The sequence below is a fragment of the Enterobacter soli ATCC BAA-2102 genome, from assembly GCF_001654845.1.
GTDB classification, from domain to species: domain Bacteria; phylum Pseudomonadota; class Gammaproteobacteria; order Enterobacterales; family Enterobacteriaceae; genus Enterobacter; species Enterobacter soli.
Genome location: NZ_LXES01000009.1, coordinates 23,853 through 46,262 on the forward strand (window position 1 = coordinate 23,853; position 22,410 = coordinate 46,262).

Genomic DNA, 22,410 nt, shown 5'->3' on the forward strand with positions numbered 1-22,410 from the left:
TTATTCCTTGTCCAAACGACCAACGAGAGAGAGTTCGAAACTCGCCCCCATATATTTAAAATGTGGCCGCACAGCCATGGACACCTGATACCAGCCAGGATCGCCTTCTACATCAGAAACGGTGATTTGAGCTGCGCGTAAAGGACGGCGGCTACGTACTTCTGCCGGCGGGTTTTCCTGGTCTGCAACATATTGCCTAATCCAGCGGTTAAGTTCTCGCTCCAGATCCTGGCGCTCTTTCCACGCACCAAGCTGTTCCCGCTGGAGGACTTTTACATAGTGAGCCAGGCGGTTAATGATGAACATGTAAGGAAGTTGAGTGCCAAGTCGGTAATTAGTTTCTGCGATTTTTCCTTCCCGAGTATTGGGGAATACTTTGCATTTCTGTACTGAGTTTGCCGAGAAGAAAGCTGCATTATCGCTGCCTTTGCGCATTGTAAGCGTGATAAATCCCTCTTCAGCGAGTTCAAACTCACGACGGTCGGTTATCAGGACCTCGGTTGGGATTTTGGCCTGAAGTTGCCCAAGGGACTCAAACTTATGCACTGGTAAGTCATGCACAGCACCACCACTTTGAGGTCCAATGATATTTGGGCACCAGCGATAACGGGCGAAGCTATCCGTCAGATTACAGGCCATCAGATAGGCCGTGTTTCCCCACAGGTAATTATCATGTTCACCCTGAATGGTTTCACGATAATCAAAGGATTTAGCCGGATTATCTTCACTGTCGTAAGGAAGACGCAACAAGAAACGCGGTGTCGTAAGTCCTAAATAACGTGAATCTTCTGATTCTCTTAAGGCACGCCACTTGACGTATGCTGGACCTTCGAAAACAGCTTTTAACTCCTTAATGGCAGGAAGTTCAGTAAAGCTTTTGAGGCCAAAGAAGGCTGGTGCGGCCGAAGAGATAAATGGCGCATGTGCCATAGCGCCAACGGAGCTGACATACTGGAGGAGCTTCATATCCGGGGCAGAGGGTGTGAACGCATAGTTACCAATGACAGCGGCTACCGGCTCTCCGCCAAACTGGCCATAACCACTCGCGTAGATATGTTTATAGAATCCAGATTGTACAATTTCAGGGGAATATTCAAAATCGTCTAACAACTCTTCTTTTGTGGCATGAAGGATCGTAATTTTGATGTTTTCTCTAAAATCCGTTCTGTCCACCAGAAGTTTTAATGACCGCCAGGAGGATTCCATATTCTGGAACTCGTCAGAATGCAGAATCTCATCCATCTGAGCACTCATTTTTTTGTCGAGTTCGGCGATCATTCTATCAACGATTAACTTATTTACTGGAACATCTTCTTGCCCTGACTCCAGTAAATTCGCTATAAATGCTGATATGCCATGCTTAGCAATATCATATCCTTCATCCTCAGGTTGAAGTCTGGCCTGATGCATTATGTGATCAAGTAATGAGGATGCCTCATTTATTAATTCACCGTTTTGATTAACACTTTCAACTATCATACGTACACCTTATTAATTCTCTATGGGAATTACTCTTTTATGGCGCTATCGTCTTCAAGAGCGATATCAAGTTCTTTGAGAAGTTGTGCACGCATTTCGCCATCTGTGAGTAACTGCTGTAAACTTGCCCTGAACGAAGGAATATTGCCCAATGGGCCCTTCAACGCGACCAGAGCCTCTCTTAGCTCAAGTAATCTTTTCAATTCAGGAACTTGTCGTGCAACGTTATCGGGTGAAAACTCTTTGAGTGCATTAATGTTCAAACTGATCGGCAACTCTTCATCAGTATTGTCTTGTAACTTATTTTTCACTGAGAAGTTCAGTCGTAGGCCAGCAGTTTGCATAACCGAATCAAAGTTATGCTTATTAATTGAGATACCCTCTCTTTCTTCAATAGCGGAGTCTTCTTTGCCACCTTTTAGGTCGCCCACAACTAAAATGTTAAGGGGTAATTCGACTTCAGCTTGTTCATCCCCTGTTGCTGGAACATACTTAATATTTATACGTTCTTTGGGTGCTATGCTTCCTTCGTATATTTTTTTACTCATCCGCGTTCAACTCCAGTCCATGTTAAGTTCAGTCACTCTTATAATTTACTTTTTATAGCACAATATAATTGCAAGGAAAAATACACCTCAAGAATTTTGAACACCAAAATAAAAGGTCAAATATATAATAATCATTTATTTTATGGATTAGAAAAAATACATTCACCCCAAGAGGGAATTAAATATTTCCCAGCGCTAAGACTAAGCGTAAAAAAGAAAAAGCTGGAACGTTATAGAAATTATAAGGAGCTTATTAAACGAAAAAAGGCGGCAAGCGCCGCCTTTCATGTCATTTGTCGTAGCATTATGCAGCTTTTACGGCATCCGCAATACGGTGCGCAAATTCGGTCACCTGCGCTTCGTCTTCACCTTCAACCATCACGCGAATCAAAGGTTCAGTTCCGGACTTACGCAGCAGTACGCGTCCACGGCTGCCCAGAGCCGCTTCAACATCCGCCATCACCGCTTTCACATTTTCATTTTCCAGCGGGTCGCCTTTGCCAGCAGTGAAACGTACGTTTACCAGGATCTGCGGGAACATTTTCATACCGCTGCACAGGTCGTGCAGGCTCATATGGTTGCGAACCATTGCCGCAACAACCTGGAGCCCCGCAACAATACCGTCACCGGTCGTTGTTTTGTCGAGCAGGATAACGTGACCTGAATTTTCAGCGCCAATACGCCAGCCTTTCTCCTGAAGTTTTTCCAGCACATAGCGGTCGCCCACTTTGGCGCGAACAAACGGAATACCCAGCTGTTTCAGTGCCAGCTCAAGACCCATGTTGCTCATCAGCGTTCCCACTGCACCACCGCGTAACTGGCCCTGACGCAGCGCTTCACGCGCAATGATATAGAGGATCTGATCGCCATCGACCTTATTCCCTTCGTGGTCGACCATAATGACACGGTCGCCATCACCGTCCAGCGCGATACCGAGATCCGCTTTTTCTGCCAGAACACGGGCCTGGAGGGCGCGAACATCCGTTGCACCGACTTCTTCGTTAATATTCAGACCATCGGGTTCACAACCAATGGTGATCACTTTCGCACCCAGCTCGCGGAAAACATTCGGCGCAATGTGGTAGGTCGCACCGTTTGCGCAGTCCACAACAATCTTCAGATGGCCCAGGCTCAGTTCATTCGGAAATGTGCCTTTGCAGAACTCAATATAGCGACCGGCAGCATCAACGATGCGGCTGGCTTTACCCAGCTCAGCAGAGTCGACGCAGGTGATCTCTTTTTCCATTTCAGCTTCGATCGCTTCTTCAACTTCGTCCGGGAGCTTAGTGCCGTCGATGGAGAAGAATTTGATGCCGTTGTCATAAAACGGATTGTGGGAGGCAGAAATAACAATTCCGGCTTCAGCACGGAAGGCGCGCGTCAGGTATGCAACGGCAGGCGTTGGCATTGGCCCCGTGAAAGACGCGGACAACCCCGCAGCAGCCAGGCCGGCTTCCAGGGCTGATTCCAGCATGTAGCCTGAAATACGGGTATCTTTACCGATAATGATTTTACGGGAACCATGACGCGCCAGCACCTTGCCTGCCGCCCAGCCCAGTTTCAGAACAAAGTCGGGAGTGATTGGAGCATCGCCTACGCGCCCACGGATGCCATCGGTACCAAAATATTTACGATTACTCATAGCGTTTATTTTCCTTCGCCGCCAGTGTGGCTTCAACCACACGCATGGCTTCTACTGTCTCTTTGACGTCATGGACGCGAATAATGTGCGCGCCTTGCATCGCTGCAATCACCGCGCAAGCCAGGCTGCCACTCAGACGTTCGCTCGGCCCTACATTCAGTAACTGCCCAATCATCGATTTTCTCGACATTCCGACCAGCAGCGGCAGTCCGTACTGATGAAACGCGGATAAGCGTGAAAGCAGCTCATAATTATGGGAGAGATTTTTACCGAAACCGAAGCCCGGGTCGAGTATCAATTTCTCTTTTGCGATACCCGCACGTTCACACCGTGCAATATGTTCAATAAAGAAGCGATTCACATCAGCAAACACATCATCGTATTTAGGTGCTTCCTGCATGGTTTTCGGCTGCCCCTGCATATGCATCAGGCAAACCGGTAGGCCGGTTTCTGCGGCGGCTTCCAGCGCACCTGGTTCTGTGAGCGAACGAATATCATTAATAATGTGAGCACCCACTCTCGCCACTTCACGGATAACCTCCGGTTTAGAGGTATCGACAGAGATCCACACTTCAAAACGCTGCGCAATGGCTTCAACCACAGGGACTACGCGCGCCAGTTCTTCTTCCACTGAAACATCAGCCGCACCAGGACGTGTTGATTCCCCACCGACATCAATGATGGTCGCACCCGCGTTAATCATCAAGTTAGCGTGTTTAACGGCCTCGATAAGCGTGTTATGCGTGCCACCGTCAGAGAAGGAATCAGGGGTGACATTCAGGATCCCCATCACATGCGGATGTGAAAGATCGAGATGCGAGTCCTGGGCGAAAAGTTTCATGGCGAAATCCCTGGTATTAAAATGGTTTAACAAAAAAGAAAAACCCCGGAGCAAGCTCCAGGGTTTCAGGTACAAACAATATCATCAACAGCAGAGGCTTACTTGTCGCCCAACTGTTCTGACATGGTGTTGCCCGGGTTCGGCGTACGCGGTTCATCAACCGGACGCGGAGCTCGTGGGGTGCCATTGTTGTCAGAATTGTTGGAAGCGCCTGGGTCTTCCCAGCCTGCTGGCGGACGCACTTCGCGGCGAGCCATCAGGTCGTCAATCTGCGGAGCATCGATAGTCTCATATTTCATGAGCGCGTCTTTCATCGAATGCAGAATATCCAGATTGTCGTTCAGGATTTCACGAGCGCGACCGTAGTTGCGTTCAATCAGTGCTTTCACTTCCTGATCGATGATACGTGCAGTCTCATCGGACATATGTTTCGCTTTCGCAACCGAGCGGCCCAGGAATACTTCACCCTCTTCCTCTGCATACAGCAGCGGACCGAGTTTGTCGGAGAAGCCCCACTGAGTCACCATGTTACGCGCCAGGTTAGTCGCGACTTTAATGTCGTTAGACGCACCGGTAGAAACATGTTCTGCACCGTAGATAATCTCTTCTGCCAGACGACCGCCGTACAGGGTTGAAATCTGGCTTTCCAGTTTCTGACGGCTGGCGCTGATCGCATCACCTTCCGGCAGGAAGAATGTTACGCCCAGAGCGCGACCACGAGGAATAATCGTCACTTTGTGCACCGGATCGTGTTCCGGTACCAGGCGACCGATAATCGCATGGCCTGCTTCGTGGTATGCCGTGGACTCTTTCTGCGCTTCCGTCATCACCATGGAGCGGCGTTCCGCACCCATCATGATTTTGTCTTTCGCTTTTTCGAATTCCACCATGGACACCACGCGCTTGTTGCCGCGAGCAGCAAACAGTGCAGCTTCGTTGACCAGGTTCGCCAGATCCGCACCGGAGAAGCCCGGAGTACCACGCGCAATGATTGCCGCGTCGATATCTGGCGCCAGCGGTACGCGACGCATGTGAACTTTCAGAATCTGTTCACGGCCGCGAACATCCGGCAGACCAACCACAACCTGACGGTCGAAACGGCCTGGACGCAGCAGCGCTGGGTCAAGTACGTCTGGGCGGTTAGTTGCTGCGATAACGATAATACCTTCGTTACCTTCAAAGCCGTCCATCTCAACCAGCATCTGGTTCAGCGTCTGTTCACGTTCATCGTGACCGCCACCCAGGCCTGCGCCACGCTGGCGGCCTACGGCGTCGATTTCATCGATGAAGATAATGCACGGCGCTGCCTTCTTGGCCTGCTCGAACATGTCACGCACACGAGATGCACCAACACCCACGAACATTTCAACGAAGTCAGAACCTGAAATAGTAAAGAACGGCACCTTCGCTTCACCCGCAATGGCTTTTGCCAGCAGGGTTTTACCGGTACCAGGAGGCCCCACCATCAGAACGCCTTTCGGGATCTTACCGCCCAGTTTCTGGAAACGGCTCGGCTCACGAAGGTATTCTACCAGCTCACCCACCTCTTCTTTCGCTTCGTCACAACCAGCGACATCCGCAAACGTGGTCTTGATCTGGTCTTCCGTTAGCATACGCGCCTTGCTCTTACCGAACGACATGGCACCTTTGCCACCGCCGCCCTGCATCTGGCGCATAAAGAAGATCCAGACGCCAATAAGAAGCAGCATCGGGAACCAGGAGATGAAGATAGAAGCCAGCAGGCTTGGTTCTTCTGGCGGCTCGCCTACCACCTTGACGTTTTTGGTCAGAAGGTTATCAAGCAGCTTAGGATCGTTCACCGGGATGTAGGTCGTGTAACGGTTACTATCTTTCTTGGTAACGTTGATCTCACGTCCGTTGATACGCGCTTCGCGAACCTGGTCCTGATTGACCTCTTGCAGGAAGGTAGAATAATCCACCTTGCGGCCATTCGACTCGCTGGGCCCAAAGCTCTGGAATACTGACATCAGCACAACGGCAATGACCAGCCAGAGTATTAGGTTTTTCGCCATGTCACTCAAGGGATTAACCTCACATTACAACTGTGTTAAAAACAGCGTCAGGATACTCAATATTCAGCTTCATTCAAACTTTCGTTTGAAATCCACCGGTTATCATTTTCGCCCGGTCGCTACAATATACACTTCTCGGGAGCGAGCCCGGGAAGAGTCCGGCTTACGAACTTTGACCTTCGCAAACAGGGAGCGAATTTCCTTAAGGTACTCCTCGAAACCTTCGCCCTGAAACACCTTCACAACAAAACTACCACCAGGCGCTAGAACATCACGACACATTTCTAACGCTAGCTCCACCAGATACATGGCACGGGGGATATCCACCGCCGGTGTTCCGCACATATTTGGTGCCATATCGGACATGACAACCTGGACCTTACTATCACCTACACGATCAAGTAACGCTTTCAGCACTAATTCATCACGAAAGTCGCCCTGAAGGAAGTCCACACCGACAATTGGATCCATTGGTAAAAGATCACATGCGATGATTCGGCCCGTACCGCCTATCTGCGTTACCGCATACTGGGACCATCCGCCAGGTGCCGCACCGAGGTCGACAACCGTCATTCCCGGTTTAAAAAGTTTGTCACTTTGCTGTATTTCATCAAGTTTAAACCAGGCGCGGGATCGCAACCCCTTTTTCTGCGCCTGAAGAACATATTTATCGCTAAAGTGTTCCTGAAGCCAGCGGCTGGAACTGGCAGAACGCTTTTTACCTGTCATTTAACATTTCCGTCCTGGTTCATCGTTGCTTGCCTGTGACGTAAATTTCTACGCAGCTATTTGGCGATATTAGGGAGATGGCGGTAGAATGAACCGTTTTCAATCCCAACGTAAGCAAAAATATACGATGAATCTGAGTACTAAACAAAAACAGCACCTTAAAGGTCTGGCACATCCGCTCAAGCCTGTAGTCATGCTTGGCAACAATGGTTTGACCGAAGGGGTGCTTGCCGAGATTGAACAAGCGCTGGAACACCACGAGCTGATCAAGGTGAAAATCGCCTCTGAAGACAGAGACACTAAAAACCTGATCGTGGAAGCCATCGTGCGCGAAACCGGCGCCTGTAATGTACAGGTCATCGGTAAAACGCTGGTGCTCTATCGCCCATCTAAAGAGCGTAAAATCTCGCTGCCACGCTAAGAATATCCTGAATCGAACACATTTTCTGTGTAAAACGAGGGATTTCTGTCAGCAGGTGAGCAAAATGCCACGCTCCTTGAGTTGATAAAAGGCCGCTATGCGGCCTTTTTCCTTTCTTTACAATGTATCAACATCTTAGCGGAGATGCGAATTACAGGTACTCAACCTTGATAATTTCGTATTCCACTTCGCCACCCGGCGTACGGATGTTAACAACATCATCCTGCTCTTTACCGATCAGGCCACGCGCAATCGGCGAGTTCACAGAGATCAGGTTCTGTTTAAAATCAGCCTCATCATCACCCACTATGCGATAAGTCTGTTCTTCTTCGGTGTCCAGGTTCAGTACATTGACGGTAGCACCAAAGATAACGCGGCCATTGTTTGGCATCTTAGTGATATCGATAACCTGCGCATTAGACAGCTTAGCTTCGATATCTTTAATACGCCCTTCACAGAAGCCCTGCTGCTCACGCGCGGCGTGGTATTCAGCATTCTCTTTCAGGTCGCCATGCTCACGCGCATCCGCGATAGCGGCGATGATTTCAGGGCGACGGACAGATTTCAGGAAATCCAGCTCTTCGCGCAGTTTTTCGGCACCACGTAAGGTCATCGGAATAGCTTGCATTTGTTATACCTCTTAAACATTCCTGTTGGGAGCGACATTACCCGCCCCGCCCCTGTGCCCACGTTAGTCATGACCATGAGCGGGCCAGAAGCAAAAAGAAAACCGACCCGGAAGCAAAGCCCAGGTCAGCAGCAATTTTTCAATTTGATACGTATTTTACCGCGAAGTTCACTATGGGTCATCGTTTACTTTGCAGGGGGTTGCGCCGTAGTATGGCGGTTTGTTTCCGGGTTGTTAGCGCGAGATTATGCGATTTTCCAGATTTATCATCGGATTGACTACCAGTTTAACGTTCGCCGTCCAGGCCGCGAATGTTGATGAGTACATTAATCAGCTGCCCGCAGGTGCTAACCTTGCACTGATCGTGCAAAAGGTCGGGGCTCAGACGCCTGATATTGACTATCACAGTCAGCAAATGGCGCTGCCTGCCAGTACCCAGAAGGTTATCACTGGACTTGCCGCCCTACTTCAGCTTGGCCCTGACTTTCGCTTTACCACAACGCTTGAAAGCAAAGGTAATGTCGATGGCGGCGTGCTGAAAGGTGACCTGATCGCCCGATTTGGCGGCGATCCTACGCTGAAACGCCAGGATATTCGCAACATGGTTGCGGTGCTCAAGAAATCCGGCGTCCAGAAGATTGAAGGCAACGTACTGATCGACACCTCCATTTTTGCCAGCCATGATAAAGCCCCAGGCTGGCCCTGGAACGACATGACGCAGTGCTTTAGCGCCCCGCCAGCGGCGGCCATTGTTGATCGTAACTGCTTCTCTGTGTCGCTCTATAGCGCCCCAAAACCAGACGATTTAGCGTTTATCCGCGTGGCGTCATATTACCCGGTGACAATGTTTAGCCAGGTTCGCACGCTGGCAAAAGGCTCGCCGGATGCGCAGTATTGCGAGCTCGACGTTGTACCAGGGGATCTTAACCGCTTCACGCTTACCGGCTGCCTGACGCAACGTGCAGACCCTCTTCCGCTGGCTTTCGCGATTCAGGATGGTGCCAGCTATGCCGGAGCCATTATCAAAGACGAGCTGAAGCAGGCAGGAATTACCTACACCGGAACGCTGCTGCGCCAGACGCAGGTCAATCAGCCCGGCACGGTGATCGCCAGCAAGCAGTCTGCGCCGCTTCACGACTTACTGAAAATCATGCTGAAAAAATCAGACAACATGATTGCTGATACCGTTTTCAGAATGATTGGTCATGCCCGTTTCGGCGTTCCAGGCACCTGGCGTGCGGGTTCCGATGCGGTTCGTCAGATCTTGCGTCAACAGGCCGGTGTTGATCTGGGTAATACCATCGCCGTCGACGGTTCCGGGTTATCACGCCATAACTTGATCTCCCCTGCAACAATGATGCAAGTACTTCAGTACATTGCCCAACATGACTCTGAGCTAAACTTTATTTCGATGCTGCCCCTCGCCGGGCACGATGGTTCACTTCAGTACCGCGCCGGGCTTCACGCCGCTGGCGTAGATGGCAAAGTCTCAGCCAAAACAGGTTCACTGCAAGGGGTATACAACCTTGCCGGGTTTATCACCACCGCCAGCGGGCAACGCATGGCATTCGTGCAGTACCTCTCCGGCTATGCTGTTGAACCGGCCGATCAGCGCAATCGTCGTATTCCGCTGGTTCGGTTCGAGAGCCGGCTTTACAAAGACATCTACCAGAATAATTAGTGATGAAATTACTTATTGTTGAAGACGATCTGTTATTGCAGGAAGGACTGTCACTGGCGCTGGCTAACGAAGGCTATGCGCTGGACTGCGCAGCGACCGCAGCTGAAGCGGATTCCTTGATCCAAAGCGGTGAATACAGCCTGGTGATCCTCGATTTAGGGTTACCCGATAAAGACGGCGCAACGCTGCTGAGTCAGTGGCGCCGCCGGGGTATTTCAAACCCGGTCCTGATCCTCACCGCCCGTGATTCCCTGGAAGACAGGATCAACGGTCTCGACTCTGGCGCAGATGATTATCTGGTTAAACCTTTTGCCCTCGCCGAACTTCAGGCGCGGGCGCGGGCGCTTATCCGCCGCTATCAGGGCCACAGCGATAACCTGCTGACGGATGGAGATATAACGCTAAACCTGCAAACACAACAGGTGCTGCGTAGTTCACAGCCCGTTGAGGTCACCCCTAAAGAGTTTGCGCTGCTGACGCGCCTTATTATGCGAAGCGGCCAGACAGTACACCGGGAAACGCTCCAGCAAGACATCTACTCCTGGCAGGATGATCCTGGTTCAAACACGCTTGAAGTACATATCCATAATTTGCGCCGTAAGCTTGGTAAAGACAGGATCAAAACCGTGCGCGGCGTGGGCTATCGGCTGGAGAGCCAGAAATGAACAGTATGCGTCGGCGACTGATGATACTGCTGGCGGTTATTTTGTTATTTTTCCAGCTGATAAGCGTGGTCTGGCTGTGGCATGAGAGCCGTGAACAGATTAGCTTTCTGGTCAGTGAGACGTTATCTGCTAAAGCGCGAAACAACCATGTTGAAAAAGAGATCCGTGAAGCCATTGCCTCGCTGCTGGTGCCATCTCTGGTCATGGTCAGCTTTACTCTGCTTTTCTCTTTCTGGGCAGTGACCTGGATAACACGGCCGCTGAATCAGCTGCGCGACAGCCTGGCCAACCGCTCGGCGGATAATCTCACACCACTGCCTATGTATTCCGATATGGAAGAGATTGGCGCGGTCACCACATCACTCAATCAACTGCTCGCCCGTCTGGACCATACCATTCAGCAGGAGCGGCTGTTCACCGCAGACGCAGCCCATGAGTTACGTACCCCGCTTGCAGGGATAAGGTTGCACCTGGAGCTGATGGCTCAGGCGGGCTCTGCACAGGCGAAGACCTTAATTAGCCGCATCGATCAACTGATGCACACGGTAGAGCAATTGCTGATGCTGGCCCGGGCCGGGCAGGCGATGGCCAGTGGGCACTACGACACCCTCGTGTGGACGGAGAATATAATCGCGCCACTCGGGCTTGAGCATGAAGCCAAAGAACATAAGGTGATTTGGCCGGAGAAAAGTCCTCTGACCGTGCAGGGCGATGCCGTTCTGTTGCGTCTGATGCTCAGAAACCTGCTGGAGAATGCTGCGCGCTATAGCCCAACAGGAACGACGATTACGGTCAGAGTCACGCAGCAAGACGATGGTACTGAGGTAAGCGTTATCGATCAGGGACCGGGTATCGATGAGGCACACCGGCAATCGATCACCGAACCTTTCCGCCGTCTTGATCAGCGTTACGGAGGAAGTGGCCTGGGGCTGAGCATCGTCCAGCGTATTGTTCAGCTCCACCACGGCAAACTGACGCTTGAGAATGGTCCGGGAGGCGGCTTGATCGCCAGCTGCTGGTTACCTTCAGTGCTGAGCTAAAAAAAAGCCCCCTTTGCAGGGGGCTTGTTACAGAGATTAGTGCTTGTAGATGAACTCGACGCCTTCTTCGTCGTCTTCATCCCAGTCATCGTCCCAGTCTTCATCATCGTCTTCCGCTTCCAGCTCTTCGAGCTGTTGACGGTGGTAGTCATCCCACATGAATTCGACTTTTTCAGGCTGCTTCATTTCTTCCGCAGGAGCAATTGGGTTTTCGATGATAAAGGTCATCACATCCCAGCAGAGATCTTTCACGCCAACCTGGCTTGCAGCAGAGATCAGGTAGTATTTATCTTCCCAACCCATCGCTTCTGCGATCGCTTTGGCTTTCGCTTCAGCTTCCGCTTTATCCATCAGGTCGACCTTGTTGAAGACCAGCCAGCGCGGCTTACCTGCGAGTTTTTCGCTGTATTTTTCCAGTTCGCCGACGATGATACGGGCGTTTTCAACCGGATCGGATTCATCGATAGGGTTAATATCAACAATGTGCAGCAGTACACGGCAGCGCTCAAGGTGTTTCAGGAAGCGAATGCCCAGTCCAGCGCCTTCTGCAGCACCCTCAATCAACCCCGGGATATCGGCAACCACGAAGCTCTTCTCGTGGTCCATGCGGACAACGCCCAGGCTTGGTACCAGCGTGGTAAACGGATAATCCGCCACTTTTGGCTTGGCGGCAGACACCGCACGGATGAAGGTCGATTTACCGGCGTTCGGCATCCCCAGCATCCCTACGTCTGCCAGCAGCATCAGTTCCAGCTGCAGTTCACGCGTATCACCCGGTGTACCCATGGTTTTCTGACGTGGCGCACGGTTAACAGATGATTTAAAACGGCTGTTACCCAGACCGTGCCAACCACCTTTCGCAACCAGCAGGCGCTGACCGTGTTTGGTCATGTCGCCCATGGTTTCACCCGTGCCCTGATCGATAACACGCGTACCGACTGGAACCTTAATGTTGACGTCTTTACCACGCTTACCGGTACAGTCACGGCTCTGGCCATTCTGGCCACGCTCTGCGCGGAAAGATTTTTCGAAACGGTAGTCGATCAGCGTGTTGAGGTTCTCATCTGCCTCTAACCACACGTCACCACCATCACCACCGTCGCCGCCATCAGGGCCGCCACGTGGAATATATTTTTCACGGCGGAAGCTTACACAACCGTTACCGCCATCACCTGCCACGACCAGAATCGTAGCTTCATCAACAAACTTCATTTTACTCTCCGTAACTCATTCGCCTGAGCGGGGGACTTCTACTACTACCGCTTCATTTTTGCGCCAACGTCCCCAAAGACGATGACCAATGGCGGAATACATCGCGCCCGCAACCACGACAAACGCACCGAGATAACCCAACAAGTTGAGCATCGGCTTGACGAAGACATCGGGCCAGGCCATTGATAACAAATCTGAAAATAACAGCGTAAACAGCGGGGTCAGCGTGATCAACGCGCTCACCTGTGCTGCCTGCCAACGCGCCATCGCTTCGGCGAGCGCGCCATAACCGACCAGCGTATTCAAGCCACAAAAAATGAGGCACGCCAGTTGCCAGTCACTAAGCTGGGTGATCACACCCGGCTTTGCTAACGGCAGCAATGCTATTGTACACAAAGTGTACAGCAAAAGGAGGATCTGCTGTGAGGCAAGACGACGCAATAACACCTTTTGCGCGACGCCGTAGCTCACCCAGACCGTTGCTGCACCCACGCCAAAAATTACACCCCAGGTGTAATCCGTCAGCCGGGTAAAAATCTCAATCAGGCTGGTGTTGAAAAACATCACCAGACCGCACAGCAGCATACTCGCCCCGATAATCTGCGTACCACGCATCTTCTCTTTCAGGATAAAGACGCTGGCGACCATCATGCCTACCGGTGAAAGTTGACCAATCACCTGCGATGCCGTGGGGCTAAGATATTGCAGAGAAGAGCTGAACAGGATGAAGTTACCGAACAAGCCTCCCGTCGCGATAGCCAGCAACACCAACCAACGCGGTTTACGGAAGATGCGCAGAGGCGGGAGTTTACCTTTAATCGCAAGGATTGCACCAAGGCCAATGCTTGCCATCAGGAAGCGATAGAACACCACCGTGGGCGGTTCCATGACCTCCAGTACCTGCTTCATTGCAATTGGCAATGCACCCCAACACATTGCGGTGGTGAGCGCCAAAAGAATACCAATGCCGGCCTGCTGCTTCATGCCCGTTTTCCCTACAGAAAAATTACCGGGTTTCCAATGTAAAAAGCCCCGCAACAGGGTGCGGGGCTTTAATCCGTTACCGGACCGAGAAAACCTTACTCAGCAACGATGCTGATGTATTTACGGTTGTTCGGGCCTTTAACTTCAAATTTCACTTTACCGTCTGCTTTAGCAAACAGAGTGTGGTCACGACCGCAACCTACGTTGTTGCCAGCGTGGAATTTGGTACCACGTTGACGAACGATGATGCTACCCGCCAGAACGGATTCGCCACCGAAACGCTTAACGCCCAGGCGTTTAGCTTCTGAATCGCGACCGTTACGTGTGGAGCCGCCAGCCTTTTTATGTGCCATTTAAATCTCTCCTCAGGTCTTAGGCGCTGATGCCAGTAATTTTCACATCAGTGAACCACTGACGGTGGCCCTGCTGCTTACGGTAGTGCTTACGACGACGAAACTTAACGATTTTAACTTTCTCGCCACGACCGTGTGCAACAACTTCAGCTTTGATAACGCCGCCATCAACGAAAGGAACGCCGATTTTGACTTCTTCACCGTTTGCGATCATCAGAACTTCAGCGAACTCAACAGATTCGCCAGTTGCGATGTCCAGCTTTTCCAGGCGAACGGTCTGACCTTCGCTTACTCGGTGTTGTTTACCACCACTTTGGAAAACCGCGTACATATAAACTCCGCTTCCGCGCACGTCCTCGTATGAATCAGAGTGCGCTATAAATATTCACAATAGGGCGCGAATATTACGCAAAACGCGAGCCTTTGACAAGTGCTACCGTCAATACATGAAGAAAAAAAACACAACACGTAAGGTAACGTTTATCTGAGCCGTTTTTTCAGTACAATCAGCAATACTTTTGATAAACCGAAACCCTTCGTTAACCCATTTGATGTGGGATAAACAGGATAAAAAGCCCGGCTTTTGCGATGAATTTAGAAAAAATCAATGAGTTAACCGCGCAAGATATGGCGGGTGTGAATGCAGCAATCCTGGAGCAACTCAACTCTGACGTTCAGCTGATCAATCAGTTGGGCTATTACATCGTCAGTGGCGGCGGCAAACGTATTCGCCCGATGATAGCCATTCTGGCGGCGAGAGCCGTTGGCTATCAGGGAAATGCGCACGTCTCCATCGCGGCACTGATCGAGTTTATTCACACTGCGACCCTACTTCATGACGACGTCGTGGATGAATCAGACATGCGTCGTGGTAAAGCCACGGCAAACGCCGCATTTGGTAACGCTGCCAGCGTTCTGGTGGGGGATTTTATCTATACCCGCGCCTTCCAGATGATGACCCGCCTGGGATCGCTGAAAGTGCTGGAAGTGATGTCTGAAGCCGTGAACGTCATTGCCGAAGGTGAAGTGCTGCAACTGATGAACGTCAACGATCCTGACATCACCGAAGAAAACTACATGCGCGTGATTTACAGTAAAACGGCGCGTTTGTTTGAAGCGGCAGCACAGTGTTCTGGCATTCTGGCAGGATGTTCAGAGGCTCAGGAGCGCGGATTACAGGACTATGGCCGCTATCTAGGCACTGCATTCCAGCTGATTGACGATTTACTGGACTACAGCGCAGATGGCGAAACGCTCGGTAAAAATGTCGGCGATGACCTGAACGAAGGCAAACCAACTCTGCCGCTGCTCCATGCTATGCGCAATGGTTCTCCGGAGCAGGCTCAAATGATCCGTGAAGCGATCGAGCAGGGAAATGGTCGACATCTTCTGGAACCTGTACTGGAAACAATGGCTATTTGCGGTTCCCTTGACTGGACGCGCCAGCGTGCAGAGGAAGAGGCGGATAAAGCTATTGAAGCGCTTCAGGTCATCCCAGACAGCCCATGGCGTGATGCCCTGATCGGCCTTGCCCACATCGCCGTTCAGCGCGATCGTTAATACGTCATCTTCTCCCCGTGCACTTCACGGGGATATTCCAATAATCGCCTGTAAACTCCATGTTCATGTTAAAAAACCAGCTTACAGGCCGCATGAATAAAGCTATGTCTTATTCTGAATGTTGCTTCCGGTAATGCGAACCTTTTAGAACGAATGTTCGAAGAAGGTATAGTAACGCAGTCATTTCAAGAGAACTGACTCGGACGAATACGCATACAAGGACAGCACTATGGATATGAAATTTATCGACTGGCACTCGGCCGATATTATTGCGGCACTCCGCAAAAAAGGGACATCGCTGGCAGCAGAATCGCGTCGCAGCGGATTGAGCTCCTCTACGCTGGCAAATGCACTGACCCGCCCATGGCCAAAGGGGGAATTAATCATTGCAACCGCTCTTGAAACCGATCCGTGGATAATCTGGCCATCGCGTTACCACGATCCCATCACACACGAATTTATCGACAGAACACGCATGATGCGCCAGAAAAAATGCAAGCAAGAGGATCAGAACTGACGCTCTGGTTTTGACAGGAACAGCACCCCCCCGGCCATCTCTGGCAGGGGGCTGCCGGAACGATTACTCGCCCTTCACACGCTCGATATTGGCACCCAGCGCGCGCAGTTTGTCTTCGATACGCTCATAGCCACGATCGATGTGATAAATACGATCGACAACCGTTGTACCTTCAGCAATACAACCCGCCAGAACCAGGCTCGCAGACGCGCGAAGATCGGTTGCCATCACCTGTGCACCAGACAGTTTCTCAACGCCATGGCAAATCACGGTGTTGCTTTCGATTTCTGCATGTGCGCCCATACGGATAAGTTCCGGTACGTGCATAAAGCGGTTTTCGAAGATAGTTTCGGTGATAACACCAGTCCCTTCAGCAACCAGGTTCAGCAGGGTGAACTGCGCCTGCATATCGGTCGGGAATGCCGGATGTGGAGCAGTGCGAACGGTAACGGCTTTAGGACGCTTACCGTGCATGTCCAGACTAATCCAGTCTTCACCCACTTCGATGTCAGCACCTGCTTCACGCAGCTTCGCCAGCACGGCATCCAGCGTATCAGGCTGAGCGTTACGGCAAACAATTTTGCCGCCAGAAATGGCTGCTGCGACCAGGAAAGTACCTGTTTCGATACGGTCTGGCAGCACGCGGTAAACACCGCCGCCCAGACGCTCAACGCCTTCGATGGTGATGCGGTCAGTACCCTGCCCCGTGATTTTCGCACCCAGTGCGACGAGGAAGTTTGCGGTATCAACGATTTCCGGCTCACGCGCGGCGTTTTCGATGATAGTGGTACCTTCTGCCAGCGTGGCCGCAGACATAATGGTCACCGTTGCGCCGACACTCACTTTGTCCATGACAATGTGCGCGCCCTTCAGGCGACCGTTTACAGAAGCTTTGACGTAACCTTCTTCCAGCTTGATCTCTGCGCCCAGTTTTTCCAGGCCAAAGATGTGCAGGTCAACCGGACGCGCGCCGATTGCGCAACCACCCGGCAGAGAAACCTGACCCTGACCAAAACGCGCCACCAGCGGGCCTAACGCCCAGATGGATGCACGCATGGTTTTTACCAGGTCGTACGGTGCAGAAAAGTTATTCACGTTGCTGGCATCAATCCAGACGGAGCCGTTACGCTCAACTTTCGTGCCCAACTGGCCGAGCAGTTTCATGGTCGTGTCGATATCTTTCAGCTTCGGTACGTTCTGGATCTCTACCGGCTCTTCTGCGAGCAGCGCTGCAAAGAGGATTGGCAGTGCAGCGTTTTTTGCGCCAGAAATTGTGACTTCGCCCTGGAGGCGCGTCGGCCCCTGCACACGAAATTTATCCATGATTTTGCTCTCTTATAAATTCAACCGTGCCGCGGGCCTGTGGCCCTCAGCTCAAAAACCGTTTAGTTTGCGATCGCGAGCCCACTCTTGTGGGGTGAACGCTTTAATCGACAGGGCGTGGATGCGGTTATCCGCAATGTATTCCATCAGCGGCGCGTACACAGCCTGCTGTTTCTTCACGCGGCTCATTCCGTCGAAGATCTCACCCACAGCAATAACCTGGAAGTGACTGCCATCGCCAGAGACGTGGGCTTCCTGAAGGGAGAGTGCATTCATCAGCACTGCCTGGATTTCATTATTTTCCATGGGTTCTACATCATCTGATAGTGAAAACAAGCCCAACATCTTAGAGCAAAGTGGCGTTGTCTTAAACAAGCAAAAAGCCCCAACGATGAAACAGTCGGGGCTTTCAGAATTAACGCTTTGAAAATATTAACGAGGTAATACGTCTTCCGGCAAATTGTAGAGCTGCGCAAGGGTCATCACATTATCGCTGGCACCCGCCAGTGCAACCGTGTTCCCCTGCTTTTTGCCTGCCGCAACAAGATGCACTAACAGGGCGATACCTGCCGTATCCACGCGTGAAACGCCGCTCAAATCAATCAGCGTCACACCTTTCATGGCCTCGTTGCGAGCATCCCATAACGGGTTCAGCAAATCCTGATCAAGCTCGCCAGACAACAACAACGTCTCACCTTCGCGCGACCAGCTCAGTTGCTGTTGCATTACTTTTTCTCGTCCAGGGAAATTTTCTGACGCGAGATGGACTGCAACTGCGCAGTCAGGCCATCAATACCTTTGGTACGCAGCAGGTCGCTCCATTCGTTTTGCTTGGTGGTGATCATGCTCACCCCTTCCGCAATCATGTCATACGCCTGCCAGTTACCTGTCTGGGAGTTTTTACGCCACTGGAAGTCCAGGCGAACCGGTGGACGACCATTAGGATCAAGAATAGTCACACGAATTGGCACAATGGTCGCATCACCCAGAGGCTGTTCTGGCGCGATTTGATAGGTTTGGCCGTGATACATTGCCAGCGCCTGACCGTAAGCCTGTTTCAGGTACTCACGGAAGGCAGCAAAGTACGCATCACGCTGGGCAGGCGTCGCATCTTTGTAGTAACGCCCCAGCACAAGGGCGCCCGCATATTTAATCTGCACATAAGGCAGCAGTTCCTGATCAACCACGTCACGCAGATAATCCGGGTTAGCACGAATTTTAGATTGTTCGTTTTTAAGACGATCGAAGGTCTTTTTCGCGGCCTCATCCATCTGTTTGTACGGATTACTCATATCGGCAGCATGTGCTGCGGTCAGAGGGGCAATCACCAGCATGGCAACCATTAACAGTCGTTTAAACATGAATTACTTCTCCTGAGATGAATTCGTCGCGTCTGGGGCTGGCGCGGCGTCAGTATGGCCTTCACTCTGTGCTGGCGCACCGTCAGTTTTCTTATCATCACCGCCTTTACTGCTGTAAAGGAACTGACCAATCATATCTTCCAGCACCATGGCTGATTTCGTATCCTGAATTACGCTACCGTCTTTAAGGATAGTCGTTCCCAGCTCAGGATCTTCAAAGCCAATGTTAAGTGCCAGGTATTGTTCACCTAACAGGCCGGAGGTGCGAATCGACAGTGAACTGGTATCCGGGATATGGTTGTAACGCTCTTCGATATCCATCGCGACACGCGGCAGATAGGTTTTCTCGTCCAGAGTGATATCCGCCACGCGGCCAATAACCACACCGCCAACACGCACCGGTGAGCGCGCTTTCAGGCCACCGATGTTATCGAAGGTTGCATAGATGCGATATGTCGGTTCGGTGCGGATAGAGGTGATATCCGCAGCTCTCAGACAGATGAACAGCGCAGCCAGCAGTGCCAGCAACAGAAACACGCCGACCCAAATTTCATTTTTTCTCGTTTGCATGAACTCAATTCCCAAACATCAGTGCGGTGAGCACAAAATCCAGACCCAGTACGGCCAGCGACGAATGTACGACAGTACGTGTAGTTGCACGGCTAATGCCCGCCGACGTCGGGATGGCATCGTAACCGTTGAACAACGCAATCCAGGTGACCGTAATAGCAAATACCACGCTCTTAATCAGACAGTTAACCAGGTCCATCCGCAGGTCGATTGCATCCTGCATGGCAGACCAGAAGAACCCGGCATCAATCCCTTTCCAGTGTACGCCCACCAGCGAGCCTCCCCAGATCCCGACCGCAACGAACAGGATAGTGAGCAGCGGCAGTGAAATCACGCCCGCCCAGAAACGTGGGGAAATCACGCGGCGCAGAGGATCGACCGCCATCATCTCCATACTGGATAACTGCTCGGTGGCACGCATCAGGCCAATTTCAGCGGTTAACGCTGACCCGGCACGCCCGGCAAACAGGAGCGCGGCAACAACCGGGCCTAGTTCGCGCAGCAGCGAGAGCGCCACCAGCATCCCGAGACTGGTTTCTGCACTGTAGGTTGTGAGCACAAGATAGCCCTGCAACCCAAGCACCATGCCAATAAACAGGCCAGAAACGATGATAATGACCATCGACAAAACGCCGACATTATAGAGCTGTCGCACCAGCAAAGGTGCGTGCTTACGGAATTCCGGTTTGCCAACCAGCGCATTGAATAACATCAATCCGGCACGCCCGAACGTCCTGATGGTTTTTACGCCACGGTGTCCCAGAGCGGCCAACGCATTTAACAGCATGAGTGGCTTAACTCCCTATTCCCAATAAATCGTCACGATAGTCGCCCGATGGATAGCGGAACGGCACCGGGCCGTCTGCGATACCGTCCAGGAACTGCCGTACTCGCGGATCGCAATTATCCTGTAGTGCCTGAGCACCACCGTGCGCGACGATCCTTTTGTCTGCCACAATATAGGCGTAATCAGCGATACTCAGCACTTCCGGTACATCGTGAGAAACCACGATACAGGTGACGCCGAGCGCACTGTTCAGTTCAGAGATTAACTTCACCAGAACGCCCATGGTGATAGGGTCCTGCCCGACAAAGGGTTCGTCGAACATGATTAAATCGGGTTCTAACGCAATGGCACGCGCCAGTGCGGCACGGCGCGCCATCCCACCAGAAAGCTCTGACGGCATCAATTTGGCCGCCCCACGAAGGCCAACGGCCTCGAGTTTCATCATGACCGTACTTTTCAATAATTCATACGGCAAATGGGTGTGCTCGCGCAGCGGGTAGGCCACGTTATCAAAGACATTCATATCGGTGAATAATGCCCCTGACTGAAAGAGCATACTCATGCGCTTGCGGACAGTATACAAGCGCGAACGCGACATCTCCGGGACGTTCTCTCCGTCAAAGAGGATTTCGCCGCTATCCGGCGGAATTTGCCCACCGATAAGACGCAACAGGGTCGTTTTACCAATTCCCGACGGCCCCATAATGGCAGTGATCTTACCACGGGGTACGGTCAGTGAAATATCATCAAATATCAATCGGTTGCCGCGAGAAAAGCTGACACCACGGACATCGACTAAATTCGCCAAATTGGGGCTCATTTATGTTTCCTTTCTTACCCTGATTCACATTAAGCATGACGCTTAAATCAGCCCTAAACTCAACATTTTTACAGAATAATAGCCGTTGAGGTTAGCGAAAGCTGGCATTTGTTTTACTTTTCCGGCGCATAAAGTCAAAATTAGGAATTCGTTACGTCTTAGACTGTATGCAGCACCAAAATTCACGCGCAGTGGACCGGCGAGTATACCTGAAGAAAGGACTTTTGATGCTTTTAGCAACAGCACTGTTAATAATTGGTTTACTTTTGGTGGTCTACAGTGCTGACCGTTTGGTATTCGCTGCATCAATATTGTGCCGGCTGATTGGCGTGCCGCCTATCATCATCGGGATGACGGTCGTCAGCGTCGGGACTTCTCTTCCTGAAATTATCGTGTCTGTCTCGGCATCGCTTCATGGCCAGGTCGATCTCGCTATTGGCACGGCCATAGGTTCCAACATCGTCAATATCCTGCTGATTCTTGGCCTGGCTGCACTGTTGCACCCATTTCGCGTGCATTCTGATGTTCTGCGCCGTGAATTGCCGCTAATGTTAATCGTAAGCCTGTTGGCGGGCTGTGTGCTCTATGATGGGGTGCTGAGCTACAGCGACGGCATTTTCTTACTGGCGCTGGCGGTAATTTGGCTGCTGTTTATCGTTAAAATCGCCCGTCAGGCAGAAAAACAGGGCAATGATAGCCTCACGCGTGAGCAGGTGGCAGAACTGCCGCGGGAAGGAACGTTACCGGTCGCGCTTCTTTGGCTTGGCGTGGCGCTCATTATTATGCCAATGGCTACCCGCATGGTAGTGGACAATGCCACCGTGCTGGCGAACGCCTTCGCCATGAGCGAATTAACCATCGGCCTGACCGTGATTGCCATCGGTACCAGCCTGCCGGAACTGGCTACCGCCATTGCGGGCGCGCGTAAGGGTGAGGATGATATCGCGATTGGCAATATCATCGGCTCGAACATTTTCAATATCGCGATCGTGACCGGCTTGCCGGCATTGATATCGCCAGGGCCGTTTAATCCGCTGGCATTTTCGCGCGATTACGGTGTGATGTTGCTGGTCAGCGTTATTTTCGCCCTGCTCTGCTGGCGGCGAAAACGTCAGATTGGCAAAGGCGCAGGCGCGCTGCTGACAGGTGGATTTATCGTATGGATGGCGATGCTGTACTGGCTTTCGCCTCTTCTCTCTGGGTAAACGGAAACGCA

At 51.6% G+C, this 22,410-nt stretch carries 25 protein-coding genes; 7 read left to right on the forward strand and 18 right to left on the reverse strand.

The window, feature by feature from the left end:
- The 6 genes from tssC to rlmE form a co-directional block, all read right to left on the reverse strand.
- The gene (gene tssC / locus M987_RS02820) at positions 1-1,479 is read right to left on the reverse strand and encodes a type VI secretion system contractile sheath large subunit (RefSeq protein ID WP_014071926.1); all 1,479 of its coding nucleotides are present in this window, start codon (positions 1,477-1,479) and stop codon (positions 1-3) included.
- 29 nt (positions 1,480-1,508) lie between these two features.
- Complete coding sequence (gene tssB, locus M987_RS02825; protein ID WP_014071927.1) at positions 1,509-2,027, reverse strand: type VI secretion system contractile sheath small subunit; 519 nt, start codon at positions 2,025-2,027, stop codon at positions 1,509-1,511.
- 304 nt (positions 2,028-2,331) lie between these two features.
- Complete coding sequence (glmM, locus tag M987_RS02830; RefSeq protein WP_014071928.1) at positions 2,332-3,669, reverse strand: phosphoglucosamine mutase; 1,338 nt, start codon at positions 3,667-3,669, stop codon at positions 2,332-2,334.
- Positions 3,662-4,510, reverse strand: a complete 849-nt coding sequence (gene folP, locus M987_RS02835) for a dihydropteroate synthase (RefSeq protein WP_014071929.1) — start codon at positions 4,508-4,510, stop codon at positions 3,662-3,664. The genes glmM and folP overlap by 8 nt, the downstream gene beginning before the upstream one ends.
- Before the next feature lie 98 nt (positions 4,511-4,608).
- Positions 4,609-6,543, reverse strand: a complete 1,935-nt coding sequence (gene ftsH, locus M987_RS02840; protein ID WP_041162135.1) for an ATP-dependent zinc metalloprotease FtsH — start codon at positions 6,541-6,543, stop codon at positions 4,609-4,611.
- A gap of 102 nt (positions 6,544-6,645) precedes the next feature.
- Entirely contained in the window at positions 6,646-7,272 is a 627-nt protein-coding gene (rlmE, locus tag M987_RS02845) for a 23S rRNA (uridine(2552)-2'-O)-methyltransferase RlmE (protein ID WP_014071931.1), read from the reverse strand.
- A gap of 127 nt (positions 7,273-7,399) precedes the next feature.
- Between rlmE and yhbY the strand changes: the two genes are divergently transcribed.
- Positions 7,400-7,693: a ribosome assembly RNA-binding protein YhbY gene (yhbY, locus tag M987_RS02850; RefSeq protein ID WP_003861814.1), complete on the forward strand. Its 294-nt coding sequence runs from the start codon at positions 7,400-7,402 to the stop codon at positions 7,691-7,693.
- Positions 7,694-7,844: 151 nt separating this feature from the next.
- Here yhbY and greA read toward each other — a convergent pair whose 3' ends face one another.
- Positions 7,845-8,321: a transcription elongation factor GreA gene (greA, locus tag M987_RS02855; RefSeq protein WP_014071932.1), complete on the reverse strand. Its 477-nt coding sequence runs from the start codon at positions 8,319-8,321 to the stop codon at positions 7,845-7,847.
- 247 nt (positions 8,322-8,568) lie between these two features.
- Between greA and dacB the strand changes: the two genes are divergently transcribed.
- The 3 genes from dacB to pmrB are packed head-to-tail and all read left to right on the forward strand — an operon-like array spanning position 8,569 to position 11,707.
- On the forward strand, positions 8,569-10,002 hold the full coding sequence (gene dacB / locus M987_RS02860; protein WP_014071933.1) for a serine-type D-Ala-D-Ala carboxypeptidase: 1,434 nt from the start codon (positions 8,569-8,571) through the stop codon (positions 10,000-10,002).
- 2 nt (positions 10,003-10,004) lie between these two features.
- Positions 10,005-10,667: a two-component system response regulator PmrA gene (gene pmrA, locus M987_RS02865; protein WP_014071934.1), complete on the forward strand. Its 663-nt coding sequence runs from the start codon at positions 10,005-10,007 to the stop codon at positions 10,665-10,667.
- Positions 10,664-11,707 (forward strand): two-component system sensor histidine kinase PmrB, encoded by a 1,044-nt coding sequence (pmrB, locus tag M987_RS02870; protein WP_014071935.1) that lies wholly within the window; start codon positions 10,664-10,666, stop codon positions 11,705-11,707. Before pmrA ends, pmrB begins: the two co-directional genes overlap by 4 nt.
- A 36-nt stretch (positions 11,708-11,743) precedes the next feature.
- On the opposite strand, the gene cgtA is transcribed toward pmrB, so the two are convergent.
- The 4 genes from cgtA to rplU all read right to left on the reverse strand — a co-directional run bounded on the left by cgtA (position 11,744) and on the right by rplU (position 14,587).
- Positions 11,744-12,919, reverse strand: coding sequence for an Obg family GTPase CgtA (gene cgtA / locus M987_RS02875; RefSeq protein WP_014071936.1), 1,176 nt, complete (start codon positions 12,917-12,919; stop codon positions 11,744-11,746).
- A 15-nt stretch (positions 12,920-12,934) separates the two neighbouring features.
- Positions 12,935-13,903, reverse strand: a complete 969-nt coding sequence (locus M987_RS02880; protein WP_014071937.1) for a DMT family transporter — start codon at positions 13,901-13,903, stop codon at positions 12,935-12,937.
- 95 nt (positions 13,904-13,998) lie between these two features.
- Positions 13,999-14,256 (reverse strand): 50S ribosomal protein L27, encoded by a 258-nt coding sequence (gene rpmA, locus M987_RS02885; RefSeq protein ID WP_004385076.1) that lies wholly within the window; start codon positions 14,254-14,256, stop codon positions 13,999-14,001.
- Between the two features lie 19 nt (positions 14,257-14,275).
- The gene (rplU, locus tag M987_RS02890; protein ID WP_003025032.1) at positions 14,276-14,587 is read right to left on the reverse strand and encodes a 50S ribosomal protein L21; all 312 of its coding nucleotides are present in this window, start codon (positions 14,585-14,587) and stop codon (positions 14,276-14,278) included.
- 257 nt (positions 14,588-14,844) lie between these two features.
- Between rplU and ispB the strand changes: the two genes are divergently transcribed.
- A complete protein-coding gene (gene ispB, locus M987_RS02895; RefSeq protein ID WP_014071938.1) occupies positions 14,845-15,816 on the forward strand; it encodes an octaprenyl diphosphate synthase in 972 nt (323 codons plus the stop codon).
- 229 nt (positions 15,817-16,045) lie between these two features.
- Positions 16,046-16,333 carry a DNA-binding transcriptional regulator SfsB gene (gene sfsB / locus M987_RS02900; RefSeq protein WP_014071939.1) on the forward strand — a complete coding sequence of 96 codons (288 nt, stop codon included), beginning with the start codon at positions 16,046-16,048 and terminating at the stop codon, positions 16,331-16,333.
- 63 nt (positions 16,334-16,396) lie between these two features.
- Here sfsB and murA read toward each other — a convergent pair whose 3' ends face one another.
- From murA to mlaF, 7 genes are all read right to left on the reverse strand, one after another.
- Positions 16,397-17,656, reverse strand: coding sequence for a UDP-N-acetylglucosamine 1-carboxyvinyltransferase (gene murA, locus M987_RS02905; protein ID WP_014071940.1), 1,260 nt, complete (start codon positions 17,654-17,656; stop codon positions 16,397-16,399).
- Positions 17,657-17,707: 51 nt separating this feature from the next.
- On the reverse strand, positions 17,708-17,962 hold the full coding sequence (gene ibaG, locus M987_RS02910; RefSeq protein ID WP_014071941.1) for a BolA family iron metabolism protein IbaG: 255 nt from the start codon (positions 17,960-17,962) through the stop codon (positions 17,708-17,710).
- A 126-nt stretch (positions 17,963-18,088) separates the two neighbouring features.
- On the reverse strand, positions 18,089-18,382 hold the full coding sequence (gene mlaB, locus M987_RS02915) for a lipid asymmetry maintenance protein MlaB (protein ID WP_014071942.1): 294 nt from the start codon (positions 18,380-18,382) through the stop codon (positions 18,089-18,091).
- Positions 18,382-19,017: a phospholipid-binding protein MlaC gene (mlaC, locus tag M987_RS02920; RefSeq protein ID WP_014071943.1), complete on the reverse strand. Its 636-nt coding sequence runs from the start codon at positions 19,015-19,017 to the stop codon at positions 18,382-18,384. The genes mlaB and mlaC overlap by 1 nt, the downstream gene beginning before the upstream one ends.
- 3 nt (positions 19,018-19,020) lie before the next feature.
- On the reverse strand, positions 19,021-19,587 hold the full coding sequence (gene mlaD / locus M987_RS02925; protein WP_014071944.1) for an outer membrane lipid asymmetry maintenance protein MlaD: 567 nt from the start codon (positions 19,585-19,587) through the stop codon (positions 19,021-19,023).
- A gap of 4 nt (positions 19,588-19,591) precedes the next feature.
- The gene (gene mlaE / locus M987_RS02930) at positions 19,592-20,374 is read right to left on the reverse strand and encodes a lipid asymmetry maintenance ABC transporter permease subunit MlaE (protein WP_014071945.1); all 783 of its coding nucleotides are present in this window, start codon (positions 20,372-20,374) and stop codon (positions 19,592-19,594) included.
- 7 nt (positions 20,375-20,381) lie between these two features.
- The gene (gene mlaF / locus M987_RS02935; protein WP_014071946.1) at positions 20,382-21,194 is read right to left on the reverse strand and encodes a phospholipid ABC transporter ATP-binding protein MlaF; all 813 of its coding nucleotides are present in this window, start codon (positions 21,192-21,194) and stop codon (positions 20,382-20,384) included.
- Between the two features lie 227 nt (positions 21,195-21,421).
- Here mlaF and M987_RS02940 point away from each other — a divergent pair, with 227 nt between their 5' ends.
- Positions 21,422-22,399, forward strand: coding sequence for a calcium/sodium antiporter (locus M987_RS02940; RefSeq protein WP_014071947.1), 978 nt, complete (start codon positions 21,422-21,424; stop codon positions 22,397-22,399).
- Positions 22,400-22,410 lie beyond the last annotated feature (11 nt).

What these genes read in the sequence shown, in the direction of transcription:
- tssC (WP_014071926.1), bottom strand. Translation starts at nt 1,479, where the DNA reads ATGATAGTTGAAAGTGTTAATCAAAACGGTGAATTAATAAATGAGGCA.
- mlaD (WP_014071944.1), bottom strand. Translation starts at nt 19,587, where the DNA reads ATGCAAACGAGAAAAAATGAAATTTGGGTCGGCGTGTTTCTGTTGCTG.
- dacB (WP_014071933.1), top strand. Translation starts at nt 8,569, where the DNA reads ATGCGATTTTCCAGATTTATCATCGGATTGACTACCAGTTTAACGTTC.
- mlaE (WP_014071945.1), bottom strand. Translation starts at nt 20,374, where the DNA reads ATGCTGTTAAATGCGTTGGCCGCTCTGGGACACCGTGGCGTAAAAACC.
- tssB (WP_014071927.1), bottom strand. Translation starts at nt 2,027, where the DNA reads ATGAGTAAAAAAATATACGAAGGAAGCATAGCACCCAAAGAACGTATA.
- glmM (WP_014071928.1), bottom strand. Translation starts at nt 3,669, where the DNA reads ATGAGTAATCGTAAATATTTTGGTACCGATGGCATCCGTGGGCGCGTA.
- M987_RS02940 (WP_014071947.1), top strand. Translation starts at nt 21,422, where the DNA reads ATGCTTTTAGCAACAGCACTGTTAATAATTGGTTTACTTTTGGTGGTC.
- mlaC (WP_014071943.1), bottom strand. Translation starts at nt 19,017, where the DNA reads ATGTTTAAACGACTGTTAATGGTTGCCATGCTGGTGATTGCCCCTCTG.
- greA (WP_014071932.1), bottom strand. Translation starts at nt 8,321, where the DNA reads ATGCAAGCTATTCCGATGACCTTACGTGGTGCCGAAAAACTGCGCGAA.
- ibaG (WP_014071941.1), bottom strand. Translation starts at nt 17,962, where the DNA reads ATGGAAAATAATGAAATCCAGGCAGTGCTGATGAATGCACTCTCCCTT.
- M987_RS02880 (WP_014071937.1), bottom strand. Translation starts at nt 13,903, where the DNA reads ATGAAGCAGCAGGCCGGCATTGGTATTCTTTTGGCGCTCACCACCGCA.
- sfsB (WP_014071939.1), top strand. Translation starts at nt 16,046, where the DNA reads ATGGATATGAAATTTATCGACTGGCACTCGGCCGATATTATTGCGGCA.
- pmrB (WP_014071935.1), top strand. Translation starts at nt 10,664, where the DNA reads ATGAACAGTATGCGTCGGCGACTGATGATACTGCTGGCGGTTATTTTG.
- mlaB (WP_014071942.1), bottom strand. Translation starts at nt 18,382, where the DNA reads ATGCAACAGCAACTGAGCTGGTCGCGCGAAGGTGAGACGTTGTTGTTG.
- ispB (WP_014071938.1), top strand. Translation starts at nt 14,845, where the DNA reads ATGAATTTAGAAAAAATCAATGAGTTAACCGCGCAAGATATGGCGGGT.
- folP (WP_014071929.1), bottom strand. Translation starts at nt 4,510, where the DNA reads ATGAAACTTTTCGCCCAGGACTCGCATCTCGATCTTTCACATCCGCAT.
- yhbY (WP_003861814.1), top strand. Translation starts at nt 7,400, where the DNA reads ATGAATCTGAGTACTAAACAAAAACAGCACCTTAAAGGTCTGGCACAT.
- rpmA (WP_004385076.1), bottom strand. Translation starts at nt 14,256, where the DNA reads ATGGCACATAAAAAGGCTGGCGGCTCCACACGTAACGGTCGCGATTCA.
- cgtA (WP_014071936.1), bottom strand. Translation starts at nt 12,919, where the DNA reads ATGAAGTTTGTTGATGAAGCTACGATTCTGGTCGTGGCAGGTGATGGC.
- rlmE (WP_014071931.1), bottom strand. Translation starts at nt 7,272, where the DNA reads ATGACAGGTAAAAAGCGTTCTGCCAGTTCCAGCCGCTGGCTTCAGGAA.
- ftsH (WP_041162135.1), bottom strand. Translation starts at nt 6,543, where the DNA reads ATGGCGAAAAACCTAATACTCTGGCTGGTCATTGCCGTTGTGCTGATG.
- rplU (WP_003025032.1), bottom strand. Translation starts at nt 14,587, where the DNA reads ATGTACGCGGTTTTCCAAAGTGGTGGTAAACAACACCGAGTAAGCGAA.
- murA (WP_014071940.1), bottom strand. Translation starts at nt 17,656, where the DNA reads ATGGATAAATTTCGTGTGCAGGGGCCGACGCGCCTCCAGGGCGAAGTC.
- pmrA (WP_014071934.1), top strand. Translation starts at nt 10,005, where the DNA reads ATGAAATTACTTATTGTTGAAGACGATCTGTTATTGCAGGAAGGACTG.
- mlaF (WP_014071946.1), bottom strand. Translation starts at nt 21,194, where the DNA reads ATGAGCCCCAATTTGGCGAATTTAGTCGATGTCCGTGGTGTCAGCTTT.